The 12,052-nt window shown below is 63.6% G+C and carries 17 protein-coding genes; 6 read left to right on the top strand and 11 right to left on the bottom strand.

All coding sequences use genetic code 11. The annotated features are described in order from the left end of the window. Nucleotides 1–8: 8 nt before the first annotated feature. Nucleotides 9–275 (bottom strand): GlsB/YeaQ/YmgE family stress response membrane protein, encoded by a 267-nt coding sequence (locus ACSKT0_RS11715; RefSeq protein WP_437773907.1) that lies wholly within the window; start codon nucleotides 273–275, stop codon nucleotides 9–11. A 95-nt stretch (nucleotides 276–370) separates the two neighbouring features. Continuing rightward, nucleotides 371–1,270, bottom strand: a complete 900-nt coding sequence (locus tag ACSKT0_RS11710) for a diacylglycerol/lipid kinase family protein (RefSeq protein ID WP_437773906.1) — start codon at nucleotides 1,268–1,270, stop codon at nucleotides 371–373. A 319-nt stretch (nucleotides 1,271–1,589) separates the two neighbouring features. Here ACSKT0_RS11710 and ACSKT0_RS11705 point away from each other — a divergent pair, with 319 nt between their 5' ends. Next, on the top strand, nucleotides 1,590–2,495 hold the full coding sequence (locus tag ACSKT0_RS11705; RefSeq protein WP_437773905.1) for a biosynthetic peptidoglycan transglycosylase: 906 nt from the start codon (nucleotides 1,590–1,592) through the stop codon (nucleotides 2,493–2,495). A gap of 34 nt (nucleotides 2,496–2,529) precedes the next feature. On the opposite strand, the gene ACSKT0_RS11700 is transcribed toward ACSKT0_RS11705, so the two are convergent. The 3 genes from ACSKT0_RS11700 to ACSKT0_RS11690 are packed head-to-tail and all read right to left on the bottom strand — an operon-like array spanning nucleotide 2,530 to nucleotide 5,124. Further along, nucleotides 2,530–3,168, bottom strand: a complete 639-nt coding sequence (locus ACSKT0_RS11700) for a hypothetical protein (RefSeq protein ID WP_437773904.1) — start codon at nucleotides 3,166–3,168, stop codon at nucleotides 2,530–2,532. A gap of 43 nt (nucleotides 3,169–3,211) precedes the next feature. After that, nucleotides 3,212–4,243: an aldo/keto reductase gene (locus tag ACSKT0_RS11695; protein WP_437773903.1), complete on the bottom strand. Its 1,032-nt coding sequence runs from the start codon at nucleotides 4,241–4,243 to the stop codon at nucleotides 3,212–3,214. Between the two features lie 8 nt (nucleotides 4,244–4,251). After that, nucleotides 4,252–5,124, bottom strand: a complete 873-nt coding sequence (locus ACSKT0_RS11690) for an NAD-dependent epimerase/dehydratase family protein (protein WP_437773902.1) — start codon at nucleotides 5,122–5,124, stop codon at nucleotides 4,252–4,254. A 379-nt stretch (nucleotides 5,125–5,503) separates the two neighbouring features. Between ACSKT0_RS11690 and ACSKT0_RS11685 the strand changes: the two genes are divergently transcribed. The 3 genes from ACSKT0_RS11685 to arfB are packed head-to-tail and all read left to right on the top strand — an operon-like array spanning nucleotide 5,504 to nucleotide 6,861. Beyond that, nucleotides 5,504–5,758: a hypothetical protein gene (locus ACSKT0_RS11685; RefSeq protein ID WP_437773901.1), complete on the top strand. Its 255-nt coding sequence runs from the start codon at nucleotides 5,504–5,506 to the stop codon at nucleotides 5,756–5,758. Nucleotides 5,759–5,803: 45 nt separating this feature from the next. Beyond that, nucleotides 5,804–6,388, top strand: coding sequence for an HhH-GPD-type base excision DNA repair protein (locus ACSKT0_RS11680; RefSeq protein ID WP_437773900.1), 585 nt, complete (start codon nucleotides 5,804–5,806; stop codon nucleotides 6,386–6,388). Between the two features lie 50 nt (nucleotides 6,389–6,438). Beyond that, a complete protein-coding gene (arfB, locus tag ACSKT0_RS11675) occupies nucleotides 6,439–6,861 on the top strand; it encodes an alternative ribosome rescue aminoacyl-tRNA hydrolase ArfB (RefSeq protein ID WP_437773899.1) in 423 nt (140 codons plus the stop codon). Nucleotides 6,862–6,866: 5 nt separating this feature from the next. Here the strand turns inward: arfB and ACSKT0_RS11670 are convergent, their stop codons facing one another. Together ACSKT0_RS11670 and ACSKT0_RS11665 are read right to left on the bottom strand one after the other, a co-directional pair. Beyond that, nucleotides 6,867–7,262 carry a carboxypeptidase-like regulatory domain-containing protein gene (locus ACSKT0_RS11670; protein ID WP_437773898.1) on the bottom strand — a complete coding sequence of 132 codons (396 nt, stop codon included), beginning with the start codon at nucleotides 7,260–7,262 and terminating at the stop codon, nucleotides 6,867–6,869. An 8-nt stretch (nucleotides 7,263–7,270) separates the two neighbouring features. Further along, on the bottom strand, nucleotides 7,271–7,741 hold the full coding sequence (locus ACSKT0_RS11665; protein WP_437773897.1) for a cupin domain-containing protein: 471 nt from the start codon (nucleotides 7,739–7,741) through the stop codon (nucleotides 7,271–7,273). 216 nt (nucleotides 7,742–7,957) lie between these two features. Between ACSKT0_RS11665 and ACSKT0_RS11660 the strand changes: the two genes are divergently transcribed. Further along, nucleotides 7,958–9,355 (top strand): sulfite oxidase, encoded by a 1,398-nt coding sequence (locus ACSKT0_RS11660; RefSeq protein ID WP_437773896.1) that lies wholly within the window; start codon nucleotides 7,958–7,960, stop codon nucleotides 9,353–9,355. A gap of 109 nt (nucleotides 9,356–9,464) precedes the next feature. On the opposite strand, the gene ACSKT0_RS11655 is transcribed toward ACSKT0_RS11660, so the two are convergent. The 3 genes from ACSKT0_RS11655 to trxA all read right to left on the bottom strand — a co-directional run bounded on the left by ACSKT0_RS11655 (nucleotide 9,465) and on the right by trxA (nucleotide 10,718). After that, complete coding sequence (locus tag ACSKT0_RS11655; protein ID WP_437773895.1) at nucleotides 9,465–9,833, bottom strand: hypothetical protein; 369 nt, start codon at nucleotides 9,831–9,833, stop codon at nucleotides 9,465–9,467. Between the two features lie 102 nt (nucleotides 9,834–9,935). Beyond that, nucleotides 9,936–10,325, bottom strand: a complete 390-nt coding sequence (locus ACSKT0_RS11650) for a heavy metal-responsive transcriptional regulator (protein ID WP_437774016.1) — start codon at nucleotides 10,323–10,325, stop codon at nucleotides 9,936–9,938. A gap of 66 nt (nucleotides 10,326–10,391) precedes the next feature. Continuing rightward, on the bottom strand, nucleotides 10,392–10,718 hold the full coding sequence (gene trxA, locus ACSKT0_RS11645) for a thioredoxin (RefSeq protein WP_437773894.1): 327 nt from the start codon (nucleotides 10,716–10,718) through the stop codon (nucleotides 10,392–10,394). Between the two features lie 413 nt (nucleotides 10,719–11,131). Here trxA and ACSKT0_RS11640 point away from each other — a divergent pair, with 413 nt between their 5' ends. Beyond that, complete coding sequence (locus ACSKT0_RS11640) at nucleotides 11,132–11,692, top strand: hypothetical protein (protein WP_437773893.1); 561 nt, start codon at nucleotides 11,132–11,134, stop codon at nucleotides 11,690–11,692. Between the two features lie 16 nt (nucleotides 11,693–11,708). Here ACSKT0_RS11640 and ACSKT0_RS11635 read toward each other — a convergent pair whose 3' ends face one another. Further along, nucleotides 11,709–12,047, bottom strand: coding sequence for a hypothetical protein (locus ACSKT0_RS11635; protein WP_437773892.1), 339 nt, complete (start codon nucleotides 12,045–12,047; stop codon nucleotides 11,709–11,711). Nucleotides 12,048–12,052 lie beyond the last annotated feature (5 nt).

Genomic DNA, 12,052 nt, shown 5'->3' with positions numbered 1-12,052 from the left:
TAGTACGTCTAGACCCTGCTCCGACGTCCTCTGAAAGCGCCGAAGATCAGCAGCACGATGATGGCTCCCAGGATGGACAGCAGCCAGGTCCTCAGATCGAAGAAGTCTCCCAGTCCGCCACCGAAGACAAGGGATCCGATCCAGCCACCTAGAAACGCCCCGACAACTCCCAGAAGAAGGGTAAGCAGCAAGCCGCCGCCTTGCCTTCCAGGAAGAATGGCCTTTGCGATGGCGCCCGCGATCAGGCCCAGCAGAAGAAAAGCGAGAAGTCCCATGGTGCGTCTCCTTTGCAATCGAGGGTAGCGCCAGTCCGGCGCTTCGCCTCTGAGTTAATCAGCATGCTTAGCGGCAGGCAAGGTCCCGCGCCTTCCTACCCCAGGGTGGAGAGGGCTGCCGGGGCGCACTCGATCCTGACCGGCATGTCCGCGTCAACGGACTTCACTTCACCGTCGATCTGGTATGTCAGGGGCTTGAGGGTGGTGAACGAGTAGCTGCTCACGCTGGGCTGGTCCCCCAGCCCCTTCGTAGCGGCCCGCAGCGCGGTCAAGAGGACCCGCCACTTCGGCATGTGGGCAAAGACGACCACTTCGAATTTGCCGTCAGCAAGCTTGTCGTCCGCGTCGCTGAGCGTGGCATACTTCGCCATCTCCGGAATATTCGCGAGGACGAGGCTGTCCAGGCTGCGCCGCGTGCCGTCAGGGAGGCGTATGTCGAAGGGCTCAAACTTCGAGAAGGTCCGAATCACGGAGACCATTTCCTTCAGGGCCCCCTTGCCGCCCTTTTCCAAGTCCATCGCCACCACCGGCGTCAGCCCGAAACCGACATAGGAGTGCGCGTACTCCCCGGGCGAATCCGCTTCCCCGCCTGCGTGCACACGCAGCAAATCGATGCTCCGCACCCTGCCCGCGGCGATCGCTTCCCCCAGCGGCTGGGTGCCGGTGCTCCGCCGGTGATCATTGGCATTGCCCGCCCCCAGCACCGCGCACACGGCCCGGGGATTGCCTCCCTGCATCACACCGTTGACCACCTCGTTGTAGCCGCCGTCACCACTGACGGAAACCACCAGCACGTCCCCGCCGCCGCTCACAGCATCCCGTGCCAGCTCCACTGCATGACCGGCATGGGCGGTCGGCTGAAGCCTGATGTCCACCGGGTAGCTAAGAAGACCCTCCAGCTCGCCGAGAAGACCCTCAGCCAGTCTGCGCGCATCCCCGGTGCTGTTGGGATTGAAAATAATGACAATCGATTCAAAGGTCCGTGCAGAAGTCATTGCCGCTCCGATATTCGCTCGTGATGACTTCGGTAAGTGTACTTACAATGTTCCCCCGCACCCTAAGGGATGGGGACCGGACTACTTGGCTGAACGGAACAACCAGCAAGGCCCGGTAGACTTTCGTGCCATCCTCTACCCCTCCCGGGGGTAATCGCGCGGGACGAGAAGCGAAGGCAGACCGATGGACACCCCCACACCACCGACCTCCCCTCGGCGTCCGCAGCCCGGGCGCCGCCCTTCAGCGGGCCGCCCGGAACCGGCGCGTGCAAAAGTCATCAGCTACCCGGTGCCTGTCCCTTCCGAGCTAGGGAGAGCAATGCAAGACGGGTCGGCGCGGCCCGGGTCGGAGCCGGATCCGGCCCCGCAGCCGGTTCCCCAAGACGCCAAAAAGGCCAAGCGATCCAAACGGAAGTGGCGCCGCAAACTCCTCCTGGCGCTCATCGCCCCGCTCGTTCTGGTCCAAATTATTGCCTTCATGTTCAGCATGGGCGTGACCCCGACCCGTACCGCTTACATGCTGGAGGCGGGTGAGCCGAACGTCTACCAGTTCGTCTCGATCAACCACATGAGCCGGCACTTGCTGGCGGCGACCATCGCCCATGAAGACGAACAGCTCGGCACACGCAGCGGGGCCTTCGACCTCGGAGACCTCCAGGCGAGGGCACAGGCGTATTTCCAGGGAAAGCCCGACCCGAGCGGTTCCACCATCCCCCAGCAGCTGGTCAAGAACATTTTCCTCTGGGATGACCAAAACGCCGTGCGCAAGGGCATTGAAGCCGTCCTGGCAACCCAGTTCAGTTACACGTTGAGCCCTCAGCGGACCTTGGAGCTCTATCTGAACTATGCCCAGTTCGGTCCCCATCTGTACGGCGTCTGTGCTGCCAGTTGGTACTACTTCGGAACGCCGCCGTGGAACATGACCGATTACCAGTCGGCGCAGCTGATGGGCGTCCTCCCACTGCCGGATCTGGTCAAAAGGGACCCCAACGGAGGCATCTACCTTGGCACGGGCGTCGACCCCGCGGTGTGGAACCTCGTGAATGGGGCTGCAAACGTCTGGGTCCCCCGGCAGCTCGTTGGCCTGGGCGGATGGCAGGGGGCCGTCGCGACAATCGGCATCACGGACACCGCCGACAGCCATGCCGACCAGCGCTCCGACAACGACGCATGCTCCACCATGCCCCAAAGCGTCAGGGACCGCATCCAGAGCGAAGCCGGCTAGGACCGCCGGGACACGTCCGGCGTCGTACCCGGACTCAGCCGCGTGGCGCCGGCAAGTCCAGGTTCCAATGGCGCGAGACCATCAGCAGCCAATCGACGTCGTCGTCGTGCCCCGCGGGTCCCGGGGTGATGAAGAAGCGGGAGACAACGCGCTGCGAACCTTCAGCGTCTCCGTAAAGCACGTCGACGGCGAAGCCCTCGCCGGCCGCTCCCGCAGTTGCGTTGCGGAAGTCGGCCGACTCCGGGTCCCGGATCGCGACCTGGCAGAATCCGGCGTCGTTGGCCGGGACGTAGATGTCCCGGGTCAGCCTGTGGAACTCCTCCACCGGTGACAACGGAGCCCTGGAGTCCGGCGGAAGGTGCCAACCGTGCAGGATCGCCACTCCCGCACCGGCGTTGCGCACAGACATCAACAGGTACACGGCGTTGTCGCTGATCTCGAGAGCAGCATGGCCACCGCGCACCACCATCCACTTGCCTTCCATGAACCGCACCTTCTGCGGGGCGTCAGACCAGTTGGAGGGCAGCAGGATGGGGCGCAATCCATTCAGCAGGGCGCGCTCGGCCAGCCGCGCCGATCGGTTGGCCGAGCGCGTGGAAATGAATGTCGCGACGGCAAGAACGGTCGTACCGAGAGCGGTGCCGAGGTTGGAGATCAGGACCCAGTCGACCATAAGCCACATTCAACGCCTGTCCCGCCTCGTGGGCAATGGACCTCTATCTTCCATCCTCGATCTTCCGGCTGCGCTGGTTCTGCGCCATCGGACCGTACGGGTAGACGCCGACGCGCGGTTGGCTGGCCTGCGTGAGCCGGTCGGTTTCCTCGGGGCTGAGTTCCAGGTCTGCCGCAGCCAGGTTGTCTGCTAGCTGTTCGGTGGTGCGGGCGCCGAGGATCACGGAGGTCACGGCAGGCCGGTCCGCCAACCAGGCCAGGGCAACCTGGGAGGCGCTGACGCCATGGTCCCCTGCGATCTTTTCCACTGTCCCGATGACGTCCCAAGTGCGGGGGTCGTCGTTGCGGGCCCGCCACGCTTCCATGCCGCGTTCCGGGTTTTCACCAAGGCGGGTCGCACCGGTGGGCGGCACGTCGCGCTTGTACTTGCCAGAGAGCCAACCGCCCCCCAAGGGAGACCACGGCAGCAGCCCGATTCCAGCATCCAGCGAGGCCGGAACGATCTCCGATTCGATCTCGCGGACCAGCAGGCTGTACTGCGGCTGCAAGGTCACCGGTGCGCTCCAGCCAAAGGCCTTGGCGACGTGGACGGCCTTGGTCAATTGCCACCCCAGGAAGTTGGAAAAACCGTAGTAGGCGATCTTGCCGCTGCTGACGGAGTCGTGCAGGAACCGCAGCGTCTCTTCCAACGGTGTGATGGGGTCCCACGCGTGCATTTGGTAGAGGTCGATCTGCTCCACGCCGAGGCGGCGCAGCGAGTTGTCCAACGCCCGCGTGAGGTGGCGTCGGGAAGTGCCGACGTCGTTCGGCGCCGTCCCCATGGGGAAGCGGCCCTTGGTGGCCAGCACCACGCGGTCCCGCGCATCGGTCCGTGCGGCCAGCCAATGGCCGATGATCTCTTCCGATACACCAGCGCTGTAAACATCGGCGGTGTCAATGAAGTTGCCGCCGGCCGCGACGTAGCTGTCCAGGATGGCGTGGGACGTTTCCTCGGTAGCCTCGGCCCCGAATGTCATGGTTCCGAGCGCATAGTTGGAAACCACCGCGCCGCTGTTGCCCAAAGTGCGGAATTGCATGCTGTTCCTCAATCCTCGACGGGGGTGGTGCGGTTCGAATGGTAGGTGCGCCAAGTGTGTTCAGGCTCGAAGCCCAGGAGTCGCCTCGCCTTGTCGATGGAAAGCATAGTCTCGTGCTCTTCTAGATCCTTGGTCACCTTCACGGCGGGGAACACCTCCGCAGCCAGACTGGCACTGGACCGGCTCATGACCGTGTCCGCGTTCGCGATGATGAATGCTTCGAACCCCGGCTTGCCGTTTTCAAGGGCCCGGGCCACAGCCTGTGCCCCGTCGCGGCCATCGATGTAACCCCAAAGGTTCCACTTGCGCAGCCTGGCGTCGGCGTCGAAGGACGGAAACCGTTCGTAGTCTTCCGCGTCCATGACGTTGGAGAACCGCAGCCCCACGATGCTCAGCTCGGGATCCCAGCGCGTCAACTCGATGGCCATCTGCTCTTCTAGATGCTTCACGAGCGAATAGGTGCTTTCCGGTCGGGCCGGGTATTCCTCATCCACCGGAATATACGGTGGGTCGACGTCGAACGGCAGTCCCAGCACCGTCTCACTTGAGGCGTAGACAACCTTTTTGATGCCGGCCCGGCGGGCCGCCTGAAAGACGTTGTACGTCGAAAGCATGTTGTTCTCGAACGTGGCAGCATCCGGGATGATGCCGGGGGCTGGAATGGCCCCCAGATGTACGACGGCGTCGAAGCCACTATGCCGGTCGTCCAGCCCCAGGAACACATCCAGTACCTGGCCATAGTCACGCAGGTCGACAATCGCCAGACCCGGGTTCCTTTCGCCCGTACGGTCCAGGTTCAACACCTGGTGCCCGTCCCCGTTGAGCCGGCGCACTACGTGCCGGCCCAGTTTTCCGCTTCCACCTGTCACTGCAATTCGCATCGGTACTCCCTCGGTATAACTCGGTGGTCTTGACTCGACACTAGGGCACAAGCCAGCTCTGGCGCGTGGCCCTCCCCGTCCTAGGACAGCCAGACACCCGCTCCCGCGGAATTTCCTCCGCGGATGCAACTCGCCGACACGGCGAAGTTTTTCGGCATTTCAACTTGTGCCCGAGCCGCCGATCATCCACACTGGCTACAGATCCGCAGGAAAATCCTTCCGCCGATCAAGCCCGCCGGACTCTACGGCCAGCAACCGCCCCATCACAGAATGCCGGGCAGCCCCTCTCGAACCACCGTCTTCCGCCTCCCCGGGCGCACCCGGCCCGGAAGCCCGTGACGCTGAGAGCCCGGTACTTCCCACCGAGAAAGAGCCCACGATGATCAAACGCCACTCGGACGTCGTCCTGGAAATCACCGCCCACGACCCTGACACCATCGAGAACGACCTGAACACCGCCGTCGAAATCGCCCGCGAACACGCCTGCAAGGAGCGACGTCACGGGATCCTTGTTACGCAGCACGGATTCACGATGTACACCGTCGCAATCAGCCGGGACGTGCCCTATGGGCAGACCCTCGAACGGCGCGAGTTGCCGGGGAGCTCACAGACGAAGACGGAATCAGACTGCTGAGTCGGCCACCATGACGCGAATCAAAGCAGGTGGGAGGATGGGCGCATGGAACTGCACATTACCGGCGACCCCGCCGCCGACCAACTGCTCAGCGATGACGCGTTCGCACTTCTCATCGGCATGCTGCTCGACCAACAGGTGACCATGGAATCTGCGTTTGCCGGACCCGAAAAGATCCGGACGCGTATCGGATCCATGTCCCCTGCCGCGATCGCTGAATATGACCCGGCAGGCTTCGTCGAGGTCTTCAAGGAGCGGCCGTCCGTCCACCGCTTCCCCGGCTCCATGGCCGGCCGCGTCCAGGATCTGGCCGCAGTCGTTCAGCGCGATTGGAACGGAGACGCGACCGCCATCTGGACCCAGGACGAGCCCGACGGCCAGGAGGTGCTCCGCAGGTTGAAGGAATTGCCCGGCTTCGGAGAGCAAAAGGCAAAAATCTTCCTGGCGTTGCTCGGGAAGCAGCGCGGACTCCAGGCACAAGGTTGGCGCGAAGCTGCCGGCGCATACGGCCGGGAGAGCGCTTTTCTTTCTGTCGCCGACATCGTGGATCCGGAGTCGCTGAGAAAAGTTCGCGCCAACAAGCAGGCTGCCAAGGCCGCCATCAAAGCGGCGAAGGCCTCCGGAAGCTGAGAACCACGCGGCGGGCTTTGTTCCCGCCGATATCGTGAAACGCTTGCAGCATGGATCTCGAAGTGTCGCCTGCGCTCACGATTCCGACGTCGGAACTCGGCTGGCGGTTCTCCCGCTCGTCAGGGCCAGGCGGTCAACACGTCAACACCTCGGACAGCCGCGTTGAACTGTCATGGAATGTCGCCGGCTCCGCAGCGCTTTCCGATGACCAACGGCTTCTGCTGGTCACGCGTCTTGGACCCCGTCTCATCGCCGGGGTGATCACCGTGACTGCCTCCGAGCAGCGGTCCCAGTTGCGGAATCGCGAAATCGCACTGGCCAAGCTCTCGCGCCTCGTGGCGGAGGGTCTTGCTCCCGAAGCGGCTGCCCGCCGGGCGAGCAAACCTACCCGGAGCTCGAAGCGCCGGCACCGGGTCGCAAAGGAACACCGGGCGGCGACGAAACAACAACGAAAACGACCGTCTGCCGAGTAGCCCGCTTAGCGAATCCCGCTGTCGACAACCAAGGTGACATGAACGGGGGTCTCCGAAATGAACACCGTCTGGGTCGCCGTCGAATGGTAACCGCCGATGTTGCTCGCCTTGATCACGTAACGACCGCCAGGCAGCGTGAGATGGAAGGCACCGGTGCCGTCGGTCCGTGTCGAGCCCCGGACAGCTTCCCCGTCCAAGGCGACAACCGCGGCCCCTGAGACGGGGCGCGGCGGACACTCCTGACCGACACGTTCGACGGGACATACCGGGGCGGTCAGGACGACGCCGGTGACAACACCGGTATGCCCCGCGTCCGGACCTCCCGGACCGGCGCATCCGCACAACCACAGGGCCGCGGCCAGCAGCATCACGAGGAATCGCTTCACTTCACTCACCAACATGTGTCGATTCAGGGAGCCGGATGAATGGGATCGATCCACTGGACTACTTCCGGGGGTTCAACGGACTCGATATCCAGGTTGACGACTATGGGACCCTGCCCGCTGCGTACAAGTACGCAACTGAGAACTTCAGTCTTGCTCGCGTTAATCTCCTGATGGGGTACGAACGGCGGAACAAAAATGAAGTCGCCCGGACCGGCCTCTGCGACAAACTCCAGGCTGCCTCCCCATCGCATGCGTGCCCGGCCGCTGACAACGTAGATGACGCTTTCCAGTTCTCCGTGATGGTGAGGCCCGGTTTTGGCATTGGCATCAATAGTGACCGTGCCTGCCCACAGTTTGCTGGCCCCCGCCCGGGCAAGTGTGATTGCCGCCGCCCTTGCCATGCCAGGCGTCTGCGGCGTATTCGGATCGAGCTGCGAACCTGGAATGATTTTGACTCCGTGGTCGCGCCAATTCGGCTGTGGCTCAGGGCTCATTTCTTCCCTCCGCAAAGCAGTGTCCGCACCCCCTGGGACAATGATAGGCGCGTCAGATAATGACCGCAGTTGGACCGACCTCGAGCAAGTCTGGTTGACCTTCACTTCTTGGTTCAGCGTGCGCGCCCGCAGAATGCGGCTACCGAGGAAGTGCTGAAGCACTGAGCCCAGGCCGGGACGGTGGGTGGTAAAATCGGGGGCAGCGAAGGAATGACCATGGCTCTGTTCGTTGTCCGTCACCACCATTCGGCCGAGCGATGCCCCGCGCAAGACCCCTACACTGGGGCCAAGTTCTTGAATCACCTGAGCCGCTCGAACGCCATACGGTACGGCGTGCAGATCCAAGGCGAGGCCGTCGTAGAGGCCGAGCACTCGCTGTACTTAATCGCTGAGGCCAGCGACGAGAATCACCTGCTTGAGTTCATGCAGGTGTTCCAGGAGATAGGCCATCTGGACATCCTCCCCGCCTCGACTTGGGCTCGCGTCGTCGCTGGCGGCGACTCCGCCGCGCATGCGCTCATGGGCGAGTCACCGTCGGTGATCGATCCCGCGGATGCCTGCCAGCAGGCCATCGACGCCGGCCTGGTTGTCCAGCGAGCGCATCCACTCAACTGCGAGACCCTGATTCCCGCGCTGATCAGCGGCGCCATGGTGCCCAATGCCCACTTTTACGTGCGCAATCACTTTCACATCCCGCTCCTCGACCCTTCTAGCTTCCGGCTCACGGTAGGAGGCCTCGTGGAGCGGGAGCTCAGTCTCAGCCTGAATGATCTGCACAATCTTCCCTTGCAGACCCTCACCGTGACCCTTGAGTGTGCCGGCAACGGACGCGCGCTCTTCGAGCCACCGATTGAGGGCGAGAAGTGGACCCTGGGCGCGGTGAGCACCGCGGAATGGACAGGCGTGCCGCTGACGGAAGTGCTGGATCTGGCTGGTCTGAAGCCAAGTGCGCGGGAGGTCCTGTTCCGCGGCGCCGACAGCGGAGCCGTGGCAGGCCACATTGGTCCCGTCCGCTTCGAGCGCAGCCTCCGGCTCGATCAATGCCACGGCGCCGAGCTTTTGCTGGCCTATGCGATGAACGGCGAACCCCTGCCGGTGCAGCACGGATATCCCCTGCGGCTGGTCGTTCCCGACTGGTATGCCGTGGCGTCGGTCAAATGGCTGACAGGCATCGAGCTCCTTGACGGGCCGTTCCGTGGCCATTACCAATACGACAAGTACTGGTATGAATGGGACCGCGACGGCGAACCTGTCCGTGAGCCCGTGACGCTCCAACGGGTAAGGGCACTGATCACCGAGCCCGCGCCCGCCCACCAGACACCGCGGGGTGACGTTGCCATCCGCGGCGTGGCCTGGTCCGGATCCTCTCCGATAGACCAGGTCGAAGTCAGCGTGGGCGGCGGAGACTGGCAGGAGGCCAACCTTCTCGGCGAACGCAGGCGGCACGGCTGGCAGCCGTGGGAGCTGATCATCAGAGTCCCGGAGCCCGGAACACTAGCTGCGCGGGCCCGCGCCACCGACCTTACCGGCCAAACTCAGCCGGAACGGGCCGAGTGGAACCGCCTGGGCTACGGCAACAACGCGATACACCAAGTGGATATCAGCATTGTCTAAACGAACCGACTCAGTACCGCGTCAGCATCCAGCACGACTACCGGCGCGGCTCTGGCAACGGCGTCCCGGCCGTCCCTATCAGGCCCGGGTCTTCCGCCCAAGGTGAGCCTCAAGAGCAGGTTCTCAGGAAGCCCGTGGCACCAGCACGTTCGTGGAAGGTCACCGTGTGGCCGCTGTCGTCATGGAAGACAGCTCTCTGTCCCTCGACAGTCATGATGCCGGGCTGGTAGGGGTTGCCCCAGCCCGTCGGAGGATTGCCGTGGCCGTCGTCCAGCGGTTCGTCCGCAACAAAGAAGGAGCCCTGCACCTGTGCCTCGTAGATGCCACAGTGCGTGAATAGAGCAAAAGGGACGCCCGAAGCAGCGGATGTCGTCGAACTTGCCGGGACGTTGCTTTGCGGCGCTGCCGGCAGCGCACATCCGGTCAGCACTGCCAGCGCCGCTCCAGCGGCGATGCCTCGGCCGCATCGAGTTGCCATAGGCCAAGCCTCCCTGGCGACAACTGCGCGGTCAAGAACCTGGGATCAGGACGTGGACCTTCGCGAAGCTCTCGTAGGAACTGCTGATTCTGGCGCAGTCTTTCAGATGTAGCTGCAGATCCGGGCGGCGTCGCACGCCTCCGGGTCCGCAGCAGCCGCGACGGCGTGGAAATCGGCGACGGTGGCGCGCAGCGCGACGAGTTCGGCGATTTGTGCGTCGAGGTCGGCCAACTGACCGGCTAGGAGGTCGCGCACATCGGTGCAAGGGGCGCGGCCCGCATCCCGGAGAAGCAGGATTTCGCGGATCTGTGCCAAGGCCAGTCCGGCGGCGCGCCCGCGGCGAATGAAGTCGAGCCTGTTGATGGTTTCGCTTGCGTAGTCGCGATACCCGTTGGCGGAGCGTTTCGCAGCCGGCAACAGCCCATGCTCTTCGTAGAACCTCAAGGCCTTACTGGTCATACCCGCCGCTTGGGCGGCTTCACCGATTCGCACCATGCACCCCGTCATCCCCCATTGACCTCCCACTGTAGGGGAAGGCGCCCATGGGGTGAAGCAGGACTAGCGCAAGTATTCAGCGAATTCCATTTCGAAGTACCGCTTCGCCCCGACGCCGATCACGGAGATTCTTCGTTCGCCGTCCTTGAACAGGAACACCGACGGAACAGAGCTAATCCCGAAGGCACCCGCGGTTTCGGGATTCTCATCGACATTGACTTTGACGACGTCGATTTTGTCGGCGTATTCGACCGCGAGCTGTTCCAGGACCGGGGTAAGCCTGGTGCAAGGTCCAGACCAAACCGCCCAGAATTCCACGACGACGGGTTTGGCCGACTTCAGCACTTGGGCGTCGAAGGACGCGTCAGTCACTTCTCTGGTTCTTGCCATGCCTTTCAACTCCTTGAGTTGCCGGATTTGTGGTGCCGGGTTATTCCCCGCCCCATCCCCCTTCGCGGCCGGGCGACTGGCAGCGCGCCACCCTGTGTTCAACCCTCGCACCCTCCCCTAAGGGAAATGTCAAGGGGCAGAATCTTGTGATGGGTACGGTGTCCGGGCTGGCGACTTGCGCGATAAGCCATCAAGCTAGGTAGGGGGGAACGAGGGAAGGAAAAACTCCCTCCGCACAGGAAGGCCCCGCAATTCCTAGCCCGAAACGACCACTCACTCCATGGATCCGCACGTATCTCAAGGGCGGCGACGCAAGCAGCGCGAACGCCAAAGGCTTCGGCCCTCTCAAACCTGTCGAGCCTGCCGCCCGGCGGGAGGGCAAGCCCCTCCTCGGCGAGGATCAGGTCTATGTAATGAAGAACGGCAAGGAGTACCACCCCGCGTGGTGCCACGTTGTGGCCGACAAATGGAGCAGCGCCCCGCGAGGGCTGCTTGTGACCCTCTTGGCCGACGTCGGCACACGGGCCAGGTGCCAGGAATGCGATCGCTCGTTGAAGGCAGCCACGGACCCCTTAACCGGGGAACACGAAAGGCAACCCGGGCCCACCCGGCAGCCTGACACAGTAATCCCTTTGCAAGTCGTGGGGTTCTCGCATGGAGTCCTGTTCCTGGCGGCTGGACCGAAATATCAGCATCTCCTCAAGCAGACCGCGGTCGAGCCGGCGACCCCGCTGCTCGTCGATGGTCTTCGGCACGGAATACTGCTGCGGGTGGACGCCTCCCGCCAAGAGCCACTCCTGGTTATCCAGATGGATCCCCGCGCGAAGTTCCGGAGCGGAGCTTATCAGGTGCGATTGCGTCATCCGCTGCAGCGCTCGGCCACCAAACCCTATGCTGTTGACTGCATTGAGCCGGCGGCGCGGGCCAGGCACGCCGCACTGCACCCGCCGGTCGTTGACGATTCGAGAAGTTGAGCCTGAACCGGTGGCGTCATCTGCGGACAGCTCCGGGAACGCGCTCTGCGAGGAACTCCTCCCAGGTCTTCCGGCCGTCGGCCCTGTCCTCGGACAGGTCCACCGGCTGGAACTGGAAGCTCTTCGGCACTGGAACGACCGGAAGCTTGGCCATGGCCCGCGCGGTCAGCAGCGTCATCGGCTTAGAGCCCGTCTCCGGTGTCGAGGTCACACTGTGCAAATTCGATGCCTTGCTCCGGTGGAGGTGCATGACGGCCCGCCACGCGCACCGCATGGCCCCCGTCCTGCAGGCGCGCGATGCCACGAGCCGCCCAAGGGTACCGGCCCCGCCTGTCACCAAAATCATCGATTTCATGACCG

The sequence above is a fragment of the Arthrobacter sp. KNU40 genome (assembly GCF_051515115.1).
In the GTDB taxonomy this organism is placed as follows: Bacteria; Actinomycetota; Actinomycetes; order Actinomycetales; family Micrococcaceae; genus Arthrobacter.
Note: the sequence above shows the minus strand (reverse complement) of the source record. Positions and strands in the feature narration are given on the sequence as shown.

Excerpts from the sequence above, each read along its gene's own strand:
- ACSKT0_RS11640 (WP_437773893.1), top strand. The coding sequence starts at position 11,132 with ATGAAGAACGGCAAGGAGTACCACCCCGCGTGGTGCCACGTTGTGGCC.
- ACSKT0_RS11710 (WP_437773906.1), bottom strand. The coding sequence starts at position 1,270 with ATGACTTCTGCACGGACCTTTGAATCGATTGTCATTATTTTCAATCCC.
- ACSKT0_RS11655 (WP_437773895.1), bottom strand. The coding sequence starts at position 9,833 with ATGGCAACTCGATGCGGCCGAGGCATCGCCGCTGGAGCGGCGCTGGCA.
- ACSKT0_RS11660 (WP_437773896.1), top strand. The coding sequence starts at position 7,958 with ATGGCTCTGTTCGTTGTCCGTCACCACCATTCGGCCGAGCGATGCCCC.
- arfB (WP_437773899.1), top strand. The coding sequence starts at position 6,439 with ATGGATCTCGAAGTGTCGCCTGCGCTCACGATTCCGACGTCGGAACTC.
- ACSKT0_RS11700 (WP_437773904.1), bottom strand. The coding sequence starts at position 3,168 with ATGGTCGACTGGGTCCTGATCTCCAACCTCGGCACCGCTCTCGGTACG.
- ACSKT0_RS11680 (WP_437773900.1), top strand. The coding sequence starts at position 5,804 with ATGGAACTGCACATTACCGGCGACCCCGCCGCCGACCAACTGCTCAGC.
- ACSKT0_RS11690 (WP_437773902.1), bottom strand. The coding sequence starts at position 5,124 with ATGCGAATTGCAGTGACAGGTGGAAGCGGAAAACTGGGCCGGCACGTA.
- ACSKT0_RS11685 (WP_437773901.1), top strand. The coding sequence starts at position 5,504 with ATGATCAAACGCCACTCGGACGTCGTCCTGGAAATCACCGCCCACGAC.
- ACSKT0_RS11665 (WP_437773897.1), bottom strand. The coding sequence starts at position 7,741 with ATGAGCCCTGAGCCACAGCCGAATTGGCGCGACCACGGAGTCAAAATC.
- ACSKT0_RS11695 (WP_437773903.1), bottom strand. The coding sequence starts at position 4,243 with ATGCAATTCCGCACTTTGGGCAACAGCGGCGCGGTGGTTTCCAACTAT.
- ACSKT0_RS11670 (WP_437773898.1), bottom strand. The coding sequence starts at position 7,262 with ATGTTGGTGAGTGAAGTGAAGCGATTCCTCGTGATGCTGCTGGCCGCG.
- trxA (WP_437773894.1), bottom strand. The coding sequence starts at position 10,718 with ATGGCAAGAACCAGAGAAGTGACTGACGCGTCCTTCGACGCCCAAGTG.
- ACSKT0_RS11635 (WP_437773892.1), bottom strand. The coding sequence starts at position 12,047 with ATGAAATCGATGATTTTGGTGACAGGCGGGGCCGGTACCCTTGGGCGG.
- ACSKT0_RS11715 (WP_437773907.1), bottom strand. The coding sequence starts at position 275 with ATGGGACTTCTCGCTTTTCTTCTGCTGGGCCTGATCGCGGGCGCCATC.
- ACSKT0_RS11705 (WP_437773905.1), top strand. The coding sequence starts at position 1,590 with ATGCAAGACGGGTCGGCGCGGCCCGGGTCGGAGCCGGATCCGGCCCCG.